The 20,672-nt window shown below is 66.4% G+C and carries 18 protein-coding genes and 3 pseudogenes; 13 read left to right on the plus strand and 8 right to left on the minus strand.

What is annotated here, in order from left to right; genetic code table 11:
* Positions 1 to 727 precede the first annotated feature (727 nt).
* The 6 genes from OH735_RS02675 to OH735_RS02700 all read left to right on the plus strand — a co-directional run bounded on the left by OH735_RS02675 (position 728) and on the right by OH735_RS02700 (position 10,654).
* A complete protein-coding gene (locus tag OH735_RS02675) occupies positions 728 to 3,277 on the plus strand; it encodes a Pls/PosA family non-ribosomal peptide synthetase (protein WP_406379116.1) in 2,550 nt (849 codons plus the stop codon).
* Positions 3,278 to 3,339: 62 nt separating this feature from the next.
* Entirely contained in the window at positions 3,340 to 6,594 is a 3,255-nt protein-coding gene (locus OH735_RS02680; RefSeq protein WP_406379118.1) for a non-ribosomal peptide synthetase, read from the plus strand.
* A gap of 23 nt (positions 6,595 to 6,617) precedes the next feature.
* Positions 6,618 to 7,622 carry a TauD/TfdA family dioxygenase gene (locus OH735_RS02685; RefSeq protein WP_406379120.1) on the plus strand — a complete coding sequence of 335 codons (1,005 nt, stop codon included), beginning with the start codon at positions 6,618 to 6,620 and terminating at the stop codon, positions 7,620 to 7,622.
* Positions 7,619 to 8,689: a 2,3-diaminopropionate biosynthesis protein SbnB gene (gene sbnB / locus OH735_RS02690; RefSeq protein ID WP_406379122.1), complete on the plus strand. Its 1,071-nt coding sequence runs from the start codon at positions 7,619 to 7,621 to the stop codon at positions 8,687 to 8,689. The genes OH735_RS02685 and sbnB overlap by 4 nt, the downstream gene beginning before the upstream one ends.
* A gap of 230 nt (positions 8,690 to 8,919) precedes the next feature.
* Positions 8,920 to 9,993 (plus strand): 2,3-diaminopropionate biosynthesis protein SbnA, encoded by a 1,074-nt coding sequence (gene sbnA / locus OH735_RS02695; protein WP_406379124.1) that lies wholly within the window; start codon positions 8,920 to 8,922, stop codon positions 9,991 to 9,993.
* A 202-nt stretch (positions 9,994 to 10,195) separates the two neighbouring features.
* A complete protein-coding gene (locus OH735_RS02700; protein WP_406386376.1) occupies positions 10,196 to 10,654 on the plus strand; it encodes a CBS domain-containing protein in 459 nt (152 codons plus the stop codon).
* A gap of 394 nt (positions 10,655 to 11,048) precedes the next feature.
* On the opposite strand, the gene OH735_RS02705 is transcribed toward OH735_RS02700, so the two are convergent.
* Positions 11,049 to 11,453: a nuclear transport factor 2 family protein gene (locus tag OH735_RS02705; RefSeq protein WP_406379126.1), complete on the minus strand. Its 405-nt coding sequence runs from the start codon at positions 11,451 to 11,453 to the stop codon at positions 11,049 to 11,051.
* 547 nt (positions 11,454 to 12,000) lie between these two features.
* Between OH735_RS02705 and OH735_RS02710 the strand changes: the two are divergent.
* A pseudogene (locus OH735_RS02710) lies at positions 12,001 to 12,288 on the plus strand (integrase core domain-containing protein); the annotation flags it as partial.
* A 21-nt stretch (positions 12,289 to 12,309) separates the two neighbouring features.
* Here the strand turns inward: OH735_RS02710 and OH735_RS02715 are convergent.
* The 7 genes and pseudogenes from OH735_RS02715 to OH735_RS02745 form a co-directional block, all read right to left on the minus strand.
* A complete protein-coding gene (locus OH735_RS02715) occupies positions 12,310 to 13,278 on the minus strand; it encodes an SRPBCC family protein (RefSeq protein WP_406379128.1) in 969 nt (322 codons plus the stop codon).
* A 21-nt stretch (positions 13,279 to 13,299) separates the two neighbouring features.
* Positions 13,300 to 13,971 (minus strand): annotated as a pseudogene (locus OH735_RS02720) (histone protein); the annotation flags it as partial.
* On the minus strand, positions 13,950 to 14,201 hold the full coding sequence (locus OH735_RS02725; RefSeq protein ID WP_406379130.1) for a gas vesicle protein GvpG: 252 nt from the start codon (positions 14,199 to 14,201) through the stop codon (positions 13,950 to 13,952). The gene OH735_RS02725 and the pseudogene OH735_RS02720, both read right to left, overlap by 22 nt.
* Position 14,202: 1 nt before the next feature.
* Positions 14,203 to 14,577, minus strand: a complete 375-nt coding sequence (locus OH735_RS02730; RefSeq protein ID WP_406379132.1) for a GvpL/GvpF family gas vesicle protein — start codon at positions 14,575 to 14,577, stop codon at positions 14,203 to 14,205.
* A gap of 91 nt (positions 14,578 to 14,668) precedes the next feature.
* Positions 14,669 to 14,967 (minus strand): annotated as a pseudogene (locus OH735_RS02735) (gas vesicle protein).
* Positions 14,968 to 15,387: 420 nt separating this feature from the next.
* Entirely contained in the window at positions 15,388 to 15,834 is a 447-nt protein-coding gene (locus tag OH735_RS02740; protein ID WP_406379134.1) for an SRPBCC family protein, read from the minus strand.
* Between the two features lie 150 nt (positions 15,835 to 15,984).
* On the minus strand, positions 15,985 to 16,140 hold the full coding sequence (locus OH735_RS02745) for a DUF6131 family protein (protein WP_406379136.1): 156 nt from the start codon (positions 16,138 to 16,140) through the stop codon (positions 15,985 to 15,987).
* Positions 16,141 to 17,429: 1,289 nt separating this feature from the next.
* Between OH735_RS02745 and OH735_RS02750 the strand changes: the two genes are divergently transcribed.
* The 6 genes from OH735_RS02750 to OH735_RS02775 all read left to right on the plus strand — a co-directional run bounded on the left by OH735_RS02750 (position 17,430) and on the right by OH735_RS02775 (position 20,661).
* Positions 17,430 to 17,813: a gas vesicle protein gene (locus OH735_RS02750; protein WP_406379138.1), complete on the plus strand. Its 384-nt coding sequence runs from the start codon at positions 17,430 to 17,432 to the stop codon at positions 17,811 to 17,813.
* An 85-nt stretch (positions 17,814 to 17,898) separates the two neighbouring features.
* Positions 17,899 to 18,342, plus strand: a complete 444-nt coding sequence (locus OH735_RS02755; protein WP_406379140.1) for a gas vesicle structural protein GvpA — start codon at positions 17,899 to 17,901, stop codon at positions 18,340 to 18,342.
* A 3-nt stretch (positions 18,343 to 18,345) separates the two neighbouring features.
* The gene (locus OH735_RS02760; RefSeq protein ID WP_406379142.1) at positions 18,346 to 19,059 is read left to right on the plus strand and encodes a GvpL/GvpF family gas vesicle protein; all 714 of its coding nucleotides are present in this window, start codon (positions 18,346 to 18,348) and stop codon (positions 19,057 to 19,059) included.
* Positions 19,060 to 19,068: 9 nt separating this feature from the next.
* Positions 19,069 to 19,320, plus strand: coding sequence for a gas vesicle protein GvpG (locus OH735_RS02765; protein ID WP_406379144.1), 252 nt, complete (start codon positions 19,069 to 19,071; stop codon positions 19,318 to 19,320).
* Between the two features lie 106 nt (positions 19,321 to 19,426).
* The gene (locus OH735_RS02770; RefSeq protein WP_406386378.1) at positions 19,427 to 19,849 is read left to right on the plus strand and encodes a gas vesicle protein; all 423 of its coding nucleotides are present in this window, start codon (positions 19,427 to 19,429) and stop codon (positions 19,847 to 19,849) included.
* Positions 19,846 to 20,661, plus strand: a complete 816-nt coding sequence (locus OH735_RS02775) for a GvpL/GvpF family gas vesicle protein (RefSeq protein ID WP_406379146.1) — start codon at positions 19,846 to 19,848, stop codon at positions 20,659 to 20,661. Before OH735_RS02770 ends, OH735_RS02775 begins: the two co-directional genes overlap by 4 nt.
* The last annotated feature ends 11 nt before the right edge of the window (positions 20,662 to 20,672 follow it).

Genomic DNA, 20,672 nt, shown 5'->3' on the forward strand with positions numbered 1-20,672 from the left:
CCCGGCCGGAGGAGCCGAGGACTGTCACCGCATAGCGTTTCGCGCCGACCCGGGCGGCCCGACGCGAACTGCCCGGGCCCTTCCCAGGACAGGCTGGAACTGCGGAGAGTCGCGACATCGCGCGAGGCAACCACTCAGCCCCACCCGCGTCTCGGATGTCCCGGAACCGGGGCGACGTCACGACACCCTGCTGCGCGTGCGCCCACTACTTGCCGTACCCACCCTCATGTATGCAAGACCGCAGTGGACACCAACGCAGTGCGCCGCACGTATGACCTGCGCTCCTCAGCCGGCAGGTGGCTCGTGCTCTGAACAGCCCCATGCTCCTGACAAAGGTCGCCCCCGCACCCCGGCGCAGCTCCTCCTGGATCAGGCACGCACCACTCCCATGCAGTACGGCGAGACGCATGCGCAGCTCATCGCCGTCCCGCCGGGCAGGATCGTGGACGAGGCATGAACTGGGCGGCGAGCGCTCCGTGTTTCCGGCGCCAGGCGTCCGGCAGCGAGGACCGCCTCGGCGCCGTCGAGAGCTACTACCGCGCCGATGCGATCGAGTTCGAGTGGCAGCCCGACGGTGGACAGCTAAGACTGAGGCAGCGGTTTTGGATCCGAACAAAAGATCCCGACCTCATGATTTCCGGACCACTCGCTCCGGCCATCGAAAAGCGCGAGTACGGGGCGCCGACCGTAATGGTGGTGGCGCTCGAAAGTTCCTCAAGGAGCTCGCATGGAGGAGAAATCCCTCGACGTCCTGACGCCCGGGCCGGATGAATCCGAGATCGACATACGCCAGTACACCGGCCCGGAGACCGACATCGAGAAGAACCTCGCCGAGGTGCTGGCTGACGTCATGCACGTCGAACGGGTGTCGATCGACAGCCACTTCATCGACAGCCACTTCTTCGATGACCTCGGCGCCAACTCATTGGTGATGGCTCATTTCTGCGCACGAGTCAGGAAGCGGGCAGACCTTCCTTCGGCATCGATGAAGGACATCTACCGGCACCCGACAATCCGCAGCCTGGCGACGGGGCTCGCGAGCGCCGCGCCCACCCCTGTCGAGGCGTCGGTCCCGGCGCCGACCGAGGTGGTGACCCCAGTCGGCACGGTGCGGTACACCCTCTGCGGAACGCTGCAGTTCCTGCTCTTTCTGGGGTACTCCTTCCTCGCCGGACTTGTTGCCGACCGAGGCTATACATGGGTCTCCACCGGCTCGGGTGTGATCGACATCTACCTGCGATCGTTTGTCTTCGGAGGCGTCGGCTTCGTCGGTCTGTGCGCCTTCCCCATCGCGGCCAAATGGCTCCTCATCGGCCGGTGGAAATCGCGCGAGTTCCCGGTCTGGGGTCTGACATATCTGCGCTTTTGGACCGTCAAAGTGCTGATCCACGCCAACCCGATGATTTTCTTCGTCGGCAATCCGCTGTATGTGCTGTACCTGCGAGCCCTGGGCGCACGGATCGGCAAGGGGGTCACAATCCTCTCCCCCAGCGTTCCGGCCTGCCCCGACCTGCTCACGATCGGCGCCGGCACGGTGATCCGCAAAGACTCGTTCTTCCTCTGCTACCGGGCGCACGCCGGCCGTATCCAGACCGGTCGGGTCACCCTTGGCCGGGACGTTTTCATCGGCGAGAAGACCGTGCTCGACATCGACACTGCGATGGGCGACGGAGCGCAACTCGGCCACACGTCCACGCTGTACAGCGGCCAGGTAGTCCCGGACGGCCAGCACTGGCACGGCTCCCCGGCACAGCTCACGGAGCATGACTACCTGAGGATCGGGCCGGCCAAGTGCGGCACGCTGCGCCGGGCCGGCTTCGGCCTCATCACTGTGCTTCAGCTGTTCTTCCTCTACGTGCCACTGGCTGTCGGGGGCGCGTACATGCTGGTGACCCTGGTCCCGGCGCTGCACAACCGGCTGGGCCCGGGCACGGTGGGGTTCACATCGCCGGATCTCTACATCGACGCGCTGGTCCTTTCCCTGCTGCTGTTCTTCGGCTTCGTCGTCGTGGGGCTGGCCGTGATGTTCACCGTTCCGCGCCTGCTGAACCTGGTCGTCGAACCGGACAAGGTCTATCCGTTGTACGGGTTCCACTACTCGGCGCACCGGGCGATCGGGCGCATGACCAACATCAAGTTCTTCACATGGCTGTTCGGTGACAGCTCCTACATCGTCCACTACTTGCGCGGCATCGGATACGACTTGTCCCGGGTCGAGCAGACCGGGTCGAACTTCGGCACGGAAGTGCAGCACGAGACCCCGTTTCTGTGCTCAGTCGGCCGCGGGACGATGGTCGCCGACGGGCTCTCCATCATCAACGCCGACTATTCGAGCACGTCCTTCCGGGTGTCCCGGGCCTCGATCGGGCCCTACAACTTCCTCGGGAACAACATCGCCTATCCCTCGGGGGCCCGGACAGGCGAGAACTGTCTCCTCGCGACGAAGGTGATGGTTCCGCTCGAAGGCGAGGTGCGCGAGGGGGTGGGCCTGCTCGGCTCGCCGTGCTTCGAGATTCCCCGGTCGGTCGAGCGCGATTCCCGGTTCGACAATCTGCGCACCGGCGACGAGTTGCGCCGCAACCTCGCCGCAAAGAACCGCTACAACATCCGCTCGATGGTCTTTTTCCTGCTCGTGCGGTGGCTGCACTTCTTCGTACTCACGGCGCTCGGCCTGGCGAACGCTGATCTGTACGATTCCTACGGCCATGTAATGGTCGCCGTGTTCCTGGTGTTCAGCCTTGGGTTCACCGCTGTCTATTTCGTGCTGGTGGAGCGCGGCATCGCGGCATTCCGCGCGCTGCAACCGCAGTTGTGTTCCATCTACGAGCCGTACTTCTGGTGGCACGAGCGCCTCTGGAAGGTGCCCGACCACTACCTCAACGTCTTCAACGGCACCCCGTTCAAGAACGTGATCTGGCGAATGCTGGGGGTTCGGATCGGCAGCAGGGTCTTCGATGACGGCTGCTATTTGACGGAGCGGTCGCTCACCACCATCGGGAACGACTGCACGCTCAATGCGGGAAGCAAGATCCAGTGCCACTCGCAGGAGGACGGCACCTTCAAATCCGACCGCAGCACCCTCGACGCCGGCTGCACCCTCGGTGTGGGAGCCCATGTCCATTACGGCGTGACGATGGGCACCGGCGCGGTGCTCGCACCCGACTCCTTCCTCATGAAAGGCGAGGAGGTCCCCCAGCACGCACGCTGGGGAGGAAACCCCGCCGCGGAGATGCGAGACGCCCCTGGTCAGCCCGAGGCGCTGACGCGGAAGGGATAGCAGCGCAGCCGTTGTCGGCGCTGAACAGCACGGTGGCGAAGACGAATGGAGAGGGACGACAGATGGGAATGCAAGCGCAGGCCGACCGGGAGTTCTGGCGCGCTGTGCTCGTCGCCGGTGGATTCACCGAAATCCCGCGGTGGACGCTCAACCCGGTGAAGGGCGTCGGTCAACACGAGGCGCCGATCCCGGACGACGTCGTGGCGGCGTTGGACCGGCTGGCCAAGGACCTGGCAATGCCGCTCGACTCGGTGCTGCTGGCAGCGCACGCCAAGGTACTCGCCGCGCTGTCCGGCGAGCGCGAGATCGCGACCGGTTACGTCACCGTGGAGGGCAGCCGGCCACTGCCCTGCCGGCTGACGACCGAGCCCGACTCGTGGCGGACGCTGCTGCTGGACACCCATCGGGTCGCGTCGGATCTGCTGTCGCGCAAGAACTTCCCGGTAGATGAGCTCAGGTGCGAACTGGGCCTGGCCGAACCGTCGATCGAGGCCGTGTTCGATCCGCACGGAGTGGGCGGCGAAGTCGCCGGTAACACCGTGCTGTGGGTGGGATTTTCGCAACGCGACGGCCACCTTGTGCTGCGGCTGCGGTATCGGACCGACGCCCTCGACGAGGACTGCGCCGTCAGGATCGCCGGTTACCACCTCACCGCGCTCGCGCTGATCGCCGCCGATCCGGACGCCGAGCACGGGCGGCAGAGTCTGCTCTCCGCCGAGGAGCTCCACTTCCAGCTCGAAGAACTCGCCGGTCCACGCCGGGAACTGCCTGACCAGCGGTTCCACGAACTGTTCGAGCAGCGGGTGGCGGCACACCCGGACGCCGTCGCCGCGGTGCATGGGGAGCGGCAACTGACGTATCGAGAACTCAACGCGCGCGCCAACCGGGTGGGACGAGCCCTGCTGGCGCGGGGGCTGCGCCCCGAGGGTGTCGTCGCGGTGGTGACCGAGCGCAATCTGGACTGGATGGCCGCAGTCCTCGCGGTCTTCAAGGCCGGCGGCGTGTACCTGCCCATCGAGCCGCATTTCCCGGCCGACCGCCTCGCGACCATGCTCTCCCGTGCCGCATGCGGGCTCGTGCTGACCGAACCCGGCAGCACCGCCACGCTCGACCAGGCCCTCGACTCGCTGTCCGGGGTCCGGAAGCTCTTCGTCGGCGCAGCCTACGAGGAAGACCACGCCGACGATGATCTGGGCCTCCACGTCGCACCGGACCAGCTCGCGTACATCTACTTCACCTCCGGCTCCACAGGTGAGCCCAAGGGCGCGATGTGCGAGCACGCGGGCATGCTGAACCACCTCTACGCCAAGATCGACGACCTGGAGATCGGCGAGGGACAGGTGGTCGCCCAGACCGCACCCCAGTGCTTCGACATCTCGCTGTGGCAACTGGTGTCCGGGCTCCTGGTCGGGGGGCGGACCCTGCTGGTGGAGCAGGAGGTGATCCTGAACGTCCAGCAGTTCGTCGACAAGATCGTCGACGGCCGGGTCGCCGTCCTCCAGGTCGTACCCTCCTACCTGGACGTGGTCGTGTCCTGGCTGAAGCAGCACCCCCGCGAGCTGCCGGACCTGCGGTGCGTGTCGGTCACCGGCGAGGCGCTGAAGAAGGAGCTCGTGCAGCGCTGGTTCGCCGCCCAGCCGGGGATCAAGCTGGTCAACGCCTACGGGCTGACCGAGACCTCGGACGACACCAACCACGAGGTCATGGACCGCGTGCCCGAAGGAGACCGGGTCCTGCTGGGTCCCGCGGTCAACAACGTGCACGTCTACGTCGTCGACGAGCACCTGACCCCAGTGCCGCTCGGCGCCCCCGGTCTGATCGTCTTCTCCGGCGTCTGCGTCGGCCGCGGATACGTCAACGACCCCGAGCGCACCCGGCAGGCCTACCTGGCCGATCCGCACCGTGAGGGTGCCCGGCTCTACCGGGGCGGCGACTACGGCCGCTGGACGCCCGAGGGAAAGCTGGAGTTCCTCGGCCGCCGCGATACACAGGTGAAGATCCGTGGCTTCCGGATCGAGATCGGCGAGATCGAGAACACGCTGTTGCGGGTGCCCGGTGTTCGCGACGGTGCGGTCGTGGTCGCCGAGCGGGCCGACCGGAGCAAGCGCCTGGTGGCGTTCTACTCCGGTCGGCGGCCGCTCGAGGTCGACGTCCTGCCGGACCGGCTCGGTGAGTCGCTGCCCGCGTACATGGTCCCGTCGGCCTTCCACTGGCGGGAGACACTGCCGCTCACGGCCAACAGCAAGATCGACAGAAGGACTCTGCAGGAACTCGCCGGAGAACTCGACGTCGTCCGGGACGACTACCGCGCGCCGGATACACCGACCGAACAGCAGTTGGCGGCCGCATGGGCGAAGGTGCTCGGCATCCCGCAGAACCAGATCGGACGGCGGGACCACTTCTTCGACCGGGGCGGCACTTCGCTGTCGGCAGTGAAGCTGGCTATCGTCCTGAACCGCGCGGTGTCCCTCAAGGACGTCACCCGTCACCCGATCCTCGCCGATCTGGCCGGGCTGGTCGACGGCAGGTCCGAGCGGCGCGCCGGGCTGCTTCAGCCGCTGTCGGAATCGGACGGTGCGCAGACCGCAGCCCTGGTGTGCTTCCCCTACGCCGGCGGCAACGCGGTGAACTTCCAGCCGATGGCCAGGGCGCTGCCGGACGGTGGACCGGCGGTCTACGCCGTCGAGCTGCCCGGTCACGACGTGGCCGCCGAGAGCGAGCCGCTCGCGCCAATGACACAGGTGGTCGAGCAGGTCGTCGACGAGATCACCGGGCGTGGCCTGACCAGGGTCCTGCTGTGGGGCCACTCCTCGGGCACCGCGTTGGCCGTGGAGACGGCCAGAAAGCTGCAGGAGCGCGGGGTGGACGTCCAACGGGTGTTCCTCGGCGCGCAACTGCTCGGCGACGCCGACGCCCGGCGCGCCACCATCACCGAGCTGACCGGGCGGAGCAACGCCGAGATCGCCGCAGACCTGAGCACGGACGGCGGCTACACCGCGCTCGGTGAGCTGGGTGCGCAGCACGCCGAGCACGTCGGCGCCGCCTACCGGCACGACTGCGTGTCCGCACACCACTACTTCGCCGACGCCGTGGAGCGCCCGCCTGCGCAGAAGCTGTCCGCGCCGGTCACCGTGGTCGTTGCCGCGGACGACCCGAGCACGGCGGAGTACCCGCGCCGGTACCGCGACTGGCAGCTTCTGGCCGAACAGGTCGACCTGCACGAGCTCTCCGACGGCGGCCACTACTTCCTGCGTACCCGTCCGGCCGAGGCAGCAAAGGCCGTGCTGTACGCCGCCGAATTGTTCGCTTCTTCCTGAGTGTCAACTGAAAGGAGATCGAGATGTCGCTCACGTCCACGGCGTCGCTGGTCGACGTGGAACTGGAATCCGGCAGACCCCCACGGCTGCGGGCCGAGGTCACCGGCTCCGCGCCGACCTGGGCGGCCGAGCACCGGGACACGCTGCGCGCGGTCGTCGCCGAGCACGGTTCGGTCCTGGTCCGCGGCCTCGGTCTGCGTGACGCGGCCGAGACCGGCGCCGTCTTCTCAAAGCTGGCCACCGGTCTGATGACCGAGCAGGAGGCCTTCGCGCCCCGCCAGACCTACTCCGACGGGGTGTACTCCTCGTCGAAGTGGCCGCCGAACCAGCCGATGTGCATGCACCACGAACTGAGCTACACGCTTGAGTTCCCCGGCCTGATGATGTTCGCCTGTCTCAGCGCGCCCACCGACGGCGGGGCGACCGCGGTGGCCGACTCACCGACCGTGCTCGACGCGCTGCCCACCGAGTTGACCGAGCGGTTCGAGCGCGAGGGCTGGCTGCTCACCCGCAGCTACAACGACGAGATCGGCGCGTCCGTCGCCGAGGCCTTCGGCACCGAGGACCGGGACGCCGTCGAGCGCTACTGTCGCGCCAACGCGATCACGTTCGAGTGGCAGCCCGACGGTGGACTGCGCACCAGACAGCGCCGCAGCGCCGTGGTGCGCCACCCGGTCACCGGCCGACGCTGCTGGTTCAACCAGATCGCGTTCCTCAACGAGTGGACGATGGCCCCCGAGGTGCACGAGTACCTGGTGGACGTCTACGGCGCCGACGGGCTGCCGTTCAACACCCGCTTCGGCAACGGCGACCCGATCGGGGAGGACGTCGTGCAGCTGCTCAACGGCGTCTACGAGGCGAACACCGCACGCGAACCGTGGCAGGCCGGCGACCTGATGCTCGTCGACAACGTCCGCACCGCGCACAGCAGGGAACCCTTCGAGGGACCACGCGAGGTCCTCGTCGCCCTGGCCGAACCGGTGCGTCTGGCCGACTGCTCGCCGACCGTCGAGGTGACCACGCGATGACCACCGTCGATTCCACCGCGAGAGAGTCCGCAAGGGTCGCACCGATCACCGTGCCACCGTTCGCGGTGATCTCCGGTGCCCAGGTCCGGCGCACGCTGCACGGCTGCGAGAAGCGGATCACGGAGTTGGTCGAGGCCACCTACCGGGTGCACGGCGCCGGTGATTCGGTGAACCCGCCGTCGTACTTCCTGCGTTTCCCCGACCGCCCGTCCTCCCGGATCATTGCGCTGCCCGCCTCGATCGGCGGGGGGACACGGGTGGACGGCCTGAAGTGGATCTCCAGCTTCCCGAAGAACGTGACGGCCGGCATCCCAAGGGCATCGGCCGTGCTGATCCTCAACGACCATGACACCGGCTACCCGTTCGCCTGTCTGGAGAGTTCGATCATCAGCGCCACCCGGACAGCCGCGTCGGCGGCGTCGGCGGCCGACTGGCTCAGCCGCGACCGGCCGCGCCCGACGCGTGTCGGGTTCTTCGGGGTGGGCTTGATCGCCCGCTACATCCACACCTTCCTGGTCGGTACCGGCTGGTCGTTCGACGAGATCGGCGTGCACGACCTGTCCGCCGAGAGCGCGGCAGGCTTCCGGTGCTACCTGGAGCAGTCGGACACCGTCGGCCGAATCACCGTGCACGACAGCGCCGAACAGTTGATCCGAAACAGCGACCTGGTCGTCTTCGCCACGGTCGCCGGTCAACCGCACGTCAGTAACCTGTCATGGTTCGCACACAATCCGCTGGTGCTGCATGTGTCGCTGCGCGACCTCGCACCGGAGATCCTGCTCGCCTCGACCAACATCGTCGATGACGTCGAGCACTGCCTCAAGGCGGATACGTCGCCGCATCTGGCCGAGCAGCTCACGGGCAACCGGGACTTCCTGCACGGCACGTTGGACGACGTGATGGCCGGGCGGGTGACGGTACCGGCGGACCGGCCGGTGGTGTTCTCGCCCTTCGGCCTCGGGGTGCTCGACCTCGCGGTGGGCAAGTACGTGTACAACGAGGTGGCCCGCTGCGGAGAGTTGCACGTCGTCGACGACTTCTTCCACGAACTGAGCCGCTACGGATGAGCCGGCCGAGAGCCCAGGTGGCTCCTTCAGGGCTGGTCCCAGGAGAGACAACCAGTCACGTCGCAGCAGGTCCTGACGCACGGGACAGCAGCCGCTGACGCAGGGCCCCGTCCCGCCTGGTCGGACACGGGGTCTCGCCCGCACAAGCAAGGAGCCCGACCACGGCCGGATGGAAATTCCGAAAGTGCTCTGCTCCAGCCAGAGGAGACATCAGGAAAGGTAGGACCATCGTGCCCGTCATTTCCGCTCCCTACGCCTTCAATGAAGAGGATCTCTATGTCGACCTCCGGTCGATCTTCGGGCACTCGCTCTTCCTGAAGTGTGAGGGCTTCAACTTCGCCGGCTCGATCAAGTTGAAGGCCGCGACCGAGATGGTCGAGGCCGCTGAGCGGGATGGAATCCTGACGCCGGAATCGATCCTGGTCGAGTCCTCGTCCGGAAACCTCGGCGTGGCGCTGAGCATGATCGCGGCAAGCAAGGGCTACCGGTTCGTGTGTGTGACGGACTCCCGCGGCAATCTGACGAACAGAATGATGATGGAGGCGTTGGGCAGCCAGGTGCACGTGATCGCCGAACAGGATGCCGACGGTGGCTTTCTCGGCGCGCGACTCGAGTACGTCCGCGCGCTGTGTGCCTCCGACAACCGGTATGTGTGGCTCAGCCAGTACACCAATCCGAGCAACTGGAAGGCGCACTACCGCACGACCGCGCCGGAGATCGCCCGTCAGTTCCCGCGGCTGGACGTGCTGTTCGTCGGAGCCGGCACCACCGGGACCCTGATGGGCTGTGCGCGCTACTTCCGGGGATGGCACCGGCCGGTGCGGATCATCGCGGTGGACAGCGTCGGCTCGGTGTCCTTCGGCGGTTCGCCGGGCCGCCGGATGATTCCCGGTCTGGGCATGAGCATGCGCCCGCCGCTGCTCGACGAGTCCTATGTCGACGAGGTGATTCGTGTCGAGGAGACGGACACCATACGTGCCTGCCATCGTCTGGCCAGGCGCGGATTCCTGTTCGGCGGCTCCACCGGCACGGTGATCAGCGGCGCAACGGACTGGTTGGCCCGGCATGACGCGCGTGAACTCACCTCAGTGGCCGTCGGCCCGGACCTCGGCGAGCGCTACCTCGACACCATCTACCAGACCAACTGGCTGCAGGATCTCTACGACGCGGACGTGCTCGACTCCGACAAGGAGGCCGCCGGTTCCTGGGCCGCCGCCCCCTCGCCGGCGACACGGTGGAGCCGTCGGCCGGACCCTGCGGACCGGCAGCCGCAATGGCAACCCGCACCGGCTCCAGGTTCGTAGGCCCCAGGCGCTCCGTCCAAGGAGCCGGCAGCACCGACAAGGCCCTTCCCGATGTCCGCCTCGGCCGCTCGGGTCCGATCCGGTCGGGCGCGACGCTCGGGATCCCTGTATCGCTGACGCTTCCGAGGAGCGGTGTTGAGCCATTCGTGTTGTGATCGATGACGTGGGAGGCAACGAAACGCTGTCGGTACGGGAGGAAATCATGGCTGAGAAACTGCGAGCGCGAGACATCATGTCCGGCGGCGTGCAGTGCGTCGGTGCGCACCAGTCACTGTTCGACGTGGCGAAGATGATGCGCGATCTCAACGTCGGTTGCCTGCCCATCTGCGGCGACAACAACAAGCTCACAGGCTTGATCACCGACCGTGACATCGTCATCAAATGCTGCGCCGAGGGCATCGACCCGGCAACCGTGCAGGCCGGATCCCTCAAGGCCAAGGTGCACTGGATCGATGCCGAGGCGGACGCCGGCGATGTCCTGACGACCATGGAGGAACACCAGATCAAGCGATTGCCGGTGATCGACGTCGAGGGTGGTCACCGCCTGGTCGGCATGATCACGGAGGCAAATCTTGCGAAGAATCTGAGCGACGAGCAGATCGCCGAGTTCGCGAGCCGCGTATACGCGAGTGCCGGGGTGTCCGGCCGGTCCACGGAATGAGGCGTCTCGCCGAACACCCGAGGAGCTCGGCGAGGTTGTGTCCTGTGCAGCCTGACGGGGCGAAAAAGCTCCGTTATGTCAGTGTGACGTTTTAACTCGGCGGGTGCCTCACCTACGTCTCGCCGTGAATCAGCTCGACTCGCCCGTCGGCGATATCGCGGGAAATGCCGAGACGATCGTCCGCTCGACCCGACATGCAGCCGAGCGGGGCACACGCGGTAGGGCACGTCCGTCCCGGCCGGCCCCGTGTCGTGTCCCGGACGCGGTCGGCCATGACGCGGCGGGGATGCCCTGGCGGATGATCAGCCAGGAGTCGCACGGCCCTTGACCGAGCCGGGGGGCCATCGCTCCGCGCTGGTCGGATACGCCCGGGCGCACAGGGCTTTGCCCTGGGTCAAGCCCTGGCGATATTCCTGCCCGGCATCGGCTCCGCGAGTGCTGTCCGCCATTCAGGCGCACCGAAGGCGTCCGCGAAGTACTGCGTCTCGTGCACCACATGCCCGTGGGAGAATTCCATAATGCTCACTGAGTAGGTGGGCACCCCGTCGTACGTGATGGCACACTCACTCACCCACAGATCCCCGCTGCCAACGATCCGGTGGACGGCGAAGTGCCGACTGGCAGGGTGCCTGCTACGTTGCGCCGAAATCGTCGCGCGGCCCCGGAATCGTTCACCTGACTGGGGGTAGTCGAGGATCGCGTCCGCTGCGTAGATGGCGTGCTCGGCTTCGGTATCCCCACGTTCCGATGCCCGCCAGTGTTCCTCGAGTGCGGCCCTGGTCCGGATATCAGGATCCATCGTATTGTCCCTTCTGCAGACGAACCGGAGTGAACCGCCTCGCGGACAACCTCACGACGGAGGAACGCAAGCAGCTGTGGCGGTACAAGCGACGCATCGTCGCCGGTGAGGCCCGCGACCGTGCTCGACGCGCCAGTCAAGGCTGAGACCGGCGCACCGTCACGAGTTCAGCTCAAGGCGAGCAGGTGTCGTAGTGTCAGCTCCTGGGCGTCACGCGCGGACCCGTTGAACGCCCGGCGCACAATGGCCCTACTCTCATTACGGCATAGCGCGGCCAGCACGTCCCAGGTGGCCAAGCAGTCACCAAGAGCACTGTGCGAGGCGGTGTTCCCAGGAGAGTACAGAGGCGCCAGATCGGCCAGCCTGCTACTTCCCCCACGACGCTGAACGCTCTGGTGGATCCGCATGGGGTCCACGACCTTCAACGGCCGCCCCACTCGGTCCTCCAGAGTAGGCAGGCCGTGGCGTCGGCACTCCGCGGCAAGGAACGGCAGGTCGAAGGTCCGATTGAACACAACCAGAGTGGCGCCGTCGACGATGTGCTTGCACACCTCGCCATAACGGCAAAGTGGAGCGATACAACCGCATCCGCGCCGAGGAATTCCTCTACGCCCGGAGCTGGCAGTGCGAGCAACAACGCTCAGATGCGCTCCGCGTCTGGAACATCCACTACAACTACCACCGCCCACACGGGGCAGCTGGAAACCAGCCACCGGCAGTCCGCCTGCCCCTGACCGTCACCAACGTCCTGTCCTCATACATCCCGAACGCGTTCGAGGATGTCGGCAAGATTGGTGGTCTGCGGCCCCGAGACGAGGTAGAATCCCCTGCCTGAAAGTCGACGTCAGTCACGGCGTCATCTCGGTCCTCTTTGCTTCCTGGAGGGGGTTACGTCCTCGTCCTCGTCCTCGTATTCGTATTCGTCTTCTTCATCGTCCTCGTAGTCGGCGCCCTGCTCGTCCTCGTCCTCGGGCTCCTCGCCTTCTACGTCCTCCTGCTCAGCGGCCTCTTCTTCCACGGCGTCTTCGTGAGACACGACGACTTCACCGTCCCGAATTTCGCCGCGCCAGCCCTCGGGCTCTTCCTGGGCGAGGGTGACGTATCGCTGAAAGTGTTTGAAGTCGAGTCGCATTCGGCGTCCTTGGGCGCGCCACAGGTTGCCTGTCTTCTCGAAGAACCCGGACGGGTAGTACTCCACGACCAGGATGATTCGAGTCAGGCTGGGGGCCAGCTCATGGAAGCTGACCGCACCACGGGTAGTGCCCTTGGCGCCCTCGGATGTCCATACGATGCGGTCGTCGGGAATCTGTTCCTGGACAGTCGCTTTGAAGCTGCGCGAGGAAGGGCCGACTTTGACCTTCCAGTCACTGGCCATCTCGTCGTTCTTCGAGACGTCGCGAACGCCCTTCGCGAAGCTGCTGAACTGGTCGTACTGCGTCCAGTGGTCGTACGCGACACGCAGAGGCACTCCCACATCGAGAACCTCGATGATGTTCATGACTTTGCCGCCGCTTGACTTGCGTTTCCCCTTTCCGCCGCCGAATGCTTCCTTGACCTTCCCCACGACGTTGTCCTTGAGGCCCTTGGCTTTCTCCCCGACGAATGCCTTCAGGGGGGAGTCGCCCTGGAGGATGCGGGAGCCGATTGCGGGAAGCGACCCGCTCTCGGCTACGTCGGTGAGCTGCTCCGTGACGTCCGTCAGTTTGTCGCCCGCCTTCTCAGTGAGTCTCTCCACTTGCGCAGTGAGGAAGTTGGACAGCTCTTCGCGAAGCCGATCCGCACCCGACTCTTCCACTGCGGGCTGGTCACTTTCCGTCCTGGTCATGACTGGCTACCTCCGATGATCGGCGCGCTTGGATGCTGCTCTCTTCGCCGGAGCCGTCTTCCGAGCCGTCGTCTTCTTCGCCGGAGCCGTCTTCCGAGCCGTCGTCTTCTTCGCCGGAGCCGTCTTCCGAGCCGCCGTCTTCTTCGCCGTCCGAGCCTTCTCTCCCTGGGCGGGAGCGGCCTTCTTGCGTGCCGCGCCTCCTCTGGGTTCCCTTCTGGGCTGGGCTGATCGCCGAGTACTGCGCCGCTGCGGCTGCGTCTCTTCCGGCTCTTCCTCTTCCTCGTACTCTTCTTCCTCGTATTCGTCTTCCGGCTGTCCCTCCTCTTCCTCTTCCGGCTCTTCCTCTTCCTCGTCCCCCTCTTCCTCCCCCTCGTCCCGCTTCTTGCCGAGCCGGGCCGTACGGTCACTGAGGGCGTCGGCCAGCGAACTCATGCCGCGGTCGGCAGCGGCTGTCACTGCCTTTCGACCCGCGTCGAGGACTTCCCCTTTCAGCTGCTCCTGCAGCTCGGCGAACTGGGGAATCTCGCCGAGTCTGCGCATCCCTTCGGCGGCAAGCTGTCGGGGTTCAAGGCCGAATCGTCTGCCTGCCAGATAGGTTGCAATGGTCAGCGCCAGCCGGCCCTTCTTCGTCCGGCCCAGCACATAGCCGCCCACTACTGCGGCCGCAAGGGTCACCTTGGCTGTGTCATCCATGAGTGCGTCACCTTCGATCGTTCGGCTCGGGGCCGTCTTCTGCAGCATGCAGCCGGGCGAGCGGGACTCCTCCAGGCTGATGTCTCCGTCTTCAAGTTCCCGGTTCGGTAAAGCCAGCTGGGCGCGGAGCACTCCTGGGTCTGCAGCTCGCGCTCGGCAGCATCGTGGAGCTTCTCCGCCACCCAGACCACGCCGCGGACCGGTGCGATGGGGAGCGCGGGCAGTCCCATGTCAGACTCCGGCGGCCCGAACGTGAGTGCCGCTCGACGTGTTCGCGGTGCGCGTCGGCAAATCGCTCCGCCACGCTTCGGAAGTCGTTGCTGTCGCCGCGGTTGACAAGGAAGTGACCGCGTCGGAGAGATAGTCCAGTGCAGCAACGTGACCCATCTCGCTAACGACCAGTTGACCGCGCACGGTCTCCTCGTCCGGAGCGACCATCCCGAACTGCATGGGCAGTACCGGGCCCTCATCCGAGAGGCGCAGCAAAAAATCTCGGTGAGCCAACACATCACGCCTCCAGGCGCGGAGCTTCTGAGGAGCCTCACTGACAACTGCGGCAACCTGCCCGTGCCGGACCGTCCACAGAGGGGCAGGCGGGGTGCCCACGCCGCCGGCATTCCTCGGCAGCGGTCGCAGGCATGGGTGGTCTTTCCGGTTATTGGGCAAACCTGGATCGCTCTTCGGCGGCCCCCCGCCGTTAGCGGCGGACCCTGCGGTACCCCATGAGTTCGCCGTCCCGATCGAGCTGTACCTCGTAGGAGGCAAGAAGGCTCGTTGTGTCTGGAATCCGGGGCAGCTCAAGGACGTCCACGACGACGCACCAACCGTCCTCGACACACGTCTCACGGCTGATACGCCCTCCGTGGGACGGTCGGTCAGCCCATTCAGGCTCCGACAGGCAGCACGGGCAACATGTTCCGCTCCACGCACGAATGGCGTGCGGCGAGCGGCTGTCGTCAAGGATTTCCCGGCGCGCGGCCGACGTTCTTCTGCCATGAATTCAAGTCTGATCGGTATCGGGCGCCTCGCACCTTGAGCGGAGCCATCGATCGCTCCTGCCGGGGTAAGCCGCCGTGCGGTGATCGACGTTTGGGGATGCTTCGGACAACGGTGCACGCGCCCACCGTTTTCATAGCTGCGGGGTCCAGGCACAGGTCGTACGGTCACAGTGCCGGCCGGGTGCACGAAAGGCTGTTCCACGACTGTGGTCGCGGTGTACACGAGGCGCCCGTAGGGCAAGGACGGGACGCTGCGTGCAACTGTGGCCCGCGAGGTTGCTTCCAGGAGTACCACTCTCATCGCCACCTGAATGAGCGGGGCGGAACGGGACAGAGACCCGGCATACCGATGCCTAGCTGCCCACCGGGGCATCGGCAGGCAGACGAATTGTTGGAGCAGGCCCTCTCGGCCTATCGCTCACCCCGCGTCCCGGGGCATTCCTTCGACGACTTCCGCAAGTCGCCGCAGCATGCTGCGGTGCCGGAACTGCGCAAGGGCTTCGAGAACTGTGTTGTGGAGACTCCCTCCCAGTCCACGCAGCGGATGCTCGTCGAGAATGACCAAGGTCTTGTCGCCCCACGGCCGGACGTCAATGGCAATCCGCGCCGTACCCAACGGCCCCCCGTCCGCTTCGAGTTCCAGTGCGCGCGGCGCATCGAGGCGACGGACCGTCGTGCGTCCGCGGAACTCCTTCGGACCCAGACGCACCGTGTATTTGATCGACGATCCGAGTTCCGGCCAACGCCCGTTGCCCGGGGCGGAGTCGAAGGTCCCCACCACCCAGTCCGCATACCGGCTCTCGTCCTCCAGAATCACCCAGACGGCGGACGGTTCCCGGGCGATGAGCTTATGACGTACAGCCATGTGTACTCCCATCCGGGACGCTGAAGTTCCAACCCTGGTAGCGATTTGCGGACCGGCACGATATCCGCGCAGAGCACAAGGCACCCGAGCACACCGAGAACTGCTGGACATCTCAATGGCCGCGTGCACGGAGAGCCGGAACAAGCAGCCCTACCAGTAATGCCGTCGACCGCCCACCGCATGCCCGACGGCACCCAGAACCCAGAAAACGATGCCGATCGCGACGAGCACGATACCGATGGTCCACAGGATCGATATGCCGGCCACCAGGCCGATGACCAGCAGAATTACGCCGAGGATGATCATGGCGCCCTCCGTTCTCGCAGGTCTTTCAAGTATGCGCCTCACACATACACACGGCGATACAGACCAGGCGAGGGCCACGGGGGATCCAAACAGCACAGCCGGTCGCGGACGTGGACGAAAACCGTCAGCAGGACAATCTCAGTGCGCACCGCTGCTTCACGCCGACGAACGTGCGCCCGCGCCCGGCCCGGCAGGAAGGCGTCCAAGGAGGAAACGAGCGAAGCGAGGTCGTCTGCGGCGGCGAGCAGCCTCTGAGTGCATCGGACGTGCGGTGACCTGCAAATCCTGCGAGCTGCCAGCCGTCTTTCTGGCCGACTGGGCCCAGCAGGCCCCGCACGCAGTCCCGCATCCGCCGTCGTGGCTGACCCGCGAGAGTCTTGCGCCGACCCGCAGCAAACGGCCCTCAAGTTCCTTCGCCCCCAACCCAGTTCCAAGATCTTTGATCACCCTCGAACGCCGCCCTGCCCGAGGCAGCCCATATACAAACCCATCGTTCGAATGACAGACACGCCAATCCCGCACCTGACGCAACGTCAGGCAATTACACTCAAGAAAAAGCCTCTGACCAGGGAAATAGCGAAACGCCCGCTGTAGTGCTCAGAGGGACCGCAGCAAGAAGGTCGGCGGGCGGGGGGAACCACCGGCGAGTCAGGTCGAGAGCGAGACGCGTCGGGGCGAGCGGACTGCCGAAACTAATGAGAACGGTATGCGGAACATGGGTCCGAAGGCGCGCGCCGACCCCAGCGGAGGTAGGGACGCGGCAGCCCACACCGGAATCGACCCGCAGACTCCCTGATTTCGCAGGGCCAACGCATCAAACGGTGAGTCGACGATGTCCTGCCGCTCTTCAACGACGAACACGTTCGCGGTGTGGACAGCCGCTACCCATGCCCCACCTGGAAGGCCCGCAGGCATACAAGGCTTCCAGGGGAGGAAGACGGCATGGTCGAGACCACGCTTACGCCCTGATGCCGGCACCGCCGCCCTTGCGCCAGGAGGCCTGACATGCCATCGGGACATCGCGACCGCTCAGGCCTGCTGGTTCGCCACGCCGAGGACGGGTCGACGCAGAGGAAGGGCTCTGCTCCCCACAGTCATGACGCTACTCACGGGCAGTTATGACGGCACACAGTCAGGTGGGGCTGCGGCACGTGGCTGGGTTGTGCCCAGCGTGGACAGAGCCGTGGCGAGGCGGCCCGAGATGCGGTCAGCCCAGGCCGTATATCATGAAGTGGCGCGTCGTGAATGTGGCGCGGGCAGCGTGTTGTCTCCGATTCCGGAGAGGGAACATGGCCGCAGGCGAAGAGCACGAGACGCAGCGCGTCCGGCGTCCGTCCAGCGAGCAGAGCGCCAGGAAAACCAGCGTTGGACGGGCCGGCAGCCGAACGAGCGAAACGAAGCGCACGGCTCGCCGGGTTTCGGCCCCGCGGGCTATGCGGTACGCGACTGAGCAGCTCCAGGAGCTTTTGGGGCGAGCCCCCGAGTCCGTCTCGGCAGTGAAGCCGACGGAGGACGGCTGGCAGGCGGACGTGGAAGTGTTGGAGTTGGAACGTGTCCCCATGACCACCAGCGTGATGGCGACCTATCGGGTGACGCTGGACAAGGAGGGCGAACTGGTGGCGTACGAGCGTACCCGTCGCTACACCCGAGGGCAGATCGACCGGCGTAGCTAGGGTCTGGGCTGCTATCGCAGCACCGTTCGCAAGACGAGCGGAGAGCACGCCCGGAACCAGGCGTGAGCCGCTGAGAGGAGGCACCATGACCGTGGTGCCGCAAGGCGGAGGAACCATTTCCAGGGGCGGCGGAGGAGGGTCTGGGAACCTCTACGACATCCTCGATCTGATTCTGGACCGCGGCCTGGTCATCGACGTGTTTGTGCGTGTGTCGCTGGTGGGCATCGAGATCCTCAAGATCGACGCCCGCATCGTTGTGGCGAGCGTGGACACCTACCTGCGCTTCGCAGAGGCCTGTAACCGCCTCGACCTGGAGGAGGGCCGCAAGGCGCCCTCCGAGCTGACCGACCTGGTCGGCGAGGTGACCGAAGGCGGAGCGCATGGCAAGGCCAAGGGAGCCCTCAGCGGGGCCGCAGAGATGGTGACCGACGCCCTCAAGGGAGGACATGAGGACGACGAGGAGAAGGAGCCCGAGGAGAGGCGGGAGCGGCCGAGGCGTCGGCCTGCCGCCCGGCGCCGGAAGGAGTGAGCCATGGCCGTATACGTCTACTCCATTGTCGCGACAACTCATCCGCAACGCCTGGCCGGCCTCGACGGGGTGGGGAACCCGCCCTCGCCCCTCCGCACAGTGCACACCAAAAAGCTGTCCGCGGTCGTCAGCGACGCCCCCGAGGAGCTACGGCCCAAACGCCGCGACCTAGGCGCGCACCAAGCAGTCCAGGAGCGGCTGATGGACGACGGCACGGTTCTACCGCTGCAGTTCGGCTTCACCACCACGGACGACAACGCCGTACGAGCGGTGCTGGAGGACCGTACGGACGAGTTCACCGAACGGTTGCGGGCGCTGGAGGGCTGCGTCGAATACCACCTGAAGGCCGCCCAGGACGAGAATGCGCTGCTGCGGCAGATCCTTCAGGAGTCCGACGAGGCGCGCGGGCTCAACGAGGAGATCAGAAGCGGCAGCAGCAGCCCGGAACTGCCGCTCGCCCTCGGGGAACTGGTCTCCCAGGAAGTGCAGGCGCGGCAGGATCAGCTCGCCGCCAAAGTCCTCGATGCGCTGCGCGGATTCGCGCGGGAGGAACGCGCGTCGCAGGCGACCGGGAACGACTTCCTGAGCGTGTCCTTCCTGGTGGAGCGGGACAACGAGAAGAGCTTCCTCAGCGCGGAGCAGGATCTCGCCAAGGAGCTGGGTGAGGACTTCAGCCTCCGGCTGCTCGGCCCGCTGCCCGCCTACAGCTTCGTCTAAGGAGTCCTCATGGGACTGTTGACTCAACTCGCCACCCTGCCACTGGCGCCGGTGCGCGGCGTGGCGTGGGTCATCGAGCGCGTCGTCGAGACCGCGGAGAACGAGTACTACGACCCCGCACCCGTCGAGCGGGAACTCGCCGAGCTCGAGCAGGCGCTGCTGGCAGGAGACATCGACGAGGAAACCTTCGACCGGCGCGAGGACGAGCTGCTGGACCGACTGGAAGAGATCAGGGCCCATGTCCAGGGCACCGATACCTGATCGCGGCAGCCGCCGCGGAGACGGAGCGCCGCCACGCGCTCCCGTCGCAACGCCGGGACACCCGGGATAGAGGTGCAGCGCCGTGAACCAACCCGTCGCCAGGAGGATGGGCGACTTCCCGTCCAGGGCCGGCCCCTACGGCGGTCAGGGCTCCTCGGCCAATCTCGCCGACATCCTGGAGCGGGTCCTGGACAAGGGCATCGTCATCGCGGGCGATATCCAGATCAACCTGCTGGATATCGAACTGCTCACCATCAAGCTGCGCCTGCTGGTCGCATCGGTGGACAAGGCGAAGGAGATGGGCATCGACTGGTGGGAGCATGATCCTGCGCTGTCCTCACGCGCCAACGACGGCTACCGCTCACTCGCCCAGGAGAACAAGCGGCTGCGCGCCGAGATCGAGGCCATGCGCGAGGGCGGTGAGCTGCCGCCGGTCGACGACGAGGAGAGCCGCCCTGCGGCCCGCCGCCGCACCGCACGTACATCACGCACCAAACGGGCCGAGCCGCAGAAGCGGGATGAGTCATGACCGAGGTCATCACCTACGCCTACGCCGTGGCGCGGGACGCCGACGGAGTTCTGGAAGAGGAGCTGTCCGGGCTCCCCGGAGTGGCGGACGCGCCGGTGCGTCTGGTGCACACAGGACACTGCGGTGACGTGGTGGTCGCAGTCAGTCCGGTGCCCGCACAGGACTTCCAGGAAGCCGCGCTGCGCGCGCACCTCGAGGACCTGGACTGGCTGGAGTCGGTCGCCCGCGCACATCACCGGGTGATCGAGGCGCTGGCCGCGCGCACCACCGTCCTGCCGCTCCGGCTGGCCACCGTGTACCTCGACGACGAGCGAGTGGGGCAGATGCTCGATGCCCGCCGGGAGGCGTTCGCCGAGCGGCTGTCCGACCTGGCCGCACAGGTGGAATGGGGCGTCAAGATCTACGTCGAAGCGCCCGCGGCCACCGAAAGCCCGGCAGAGCCGTCCGCAGATCCGGCCCTGAGCCCCGGACGTGCCTATCTCAGCCACCGCAGAGCGCAGCGCCACGCCCGCGACGACGCCTACCGCGACGCCGAACAGGCGGCCCGGCGTGTCGAGGACGCGGCCCGAGACGTGGCCGTTGACCGGGTCCAGCACCGGACCCAGCAAGGCGAACTCGCCCGCGGGCCGGGAGAGAACGTCGTCAACGACGCCTACCTCGTGCCGCTGGCGCACTCCGAACAATTCCGGGCCGACGTCATGCAGGCCGCCGAGGGACTTCCAGGGGTACGTATCGAGGTGACCGGGCCCTGGGCGCCCTACTCCTTCGCCACGCCCGCCGAAGCCGAACCGTTGAAGAGAGCCGCGCCGTGAGGGCGGACGGC

Source organism: Streptomyces sp. NBC_01618 (genome assembly GCF_045209435.1).
Classification (GTDB): domain Bacteria; phylum Actinomycetota; class Actinomycetes; order Streptomycetales; family Streptomycetaceae; genus Streptomyces.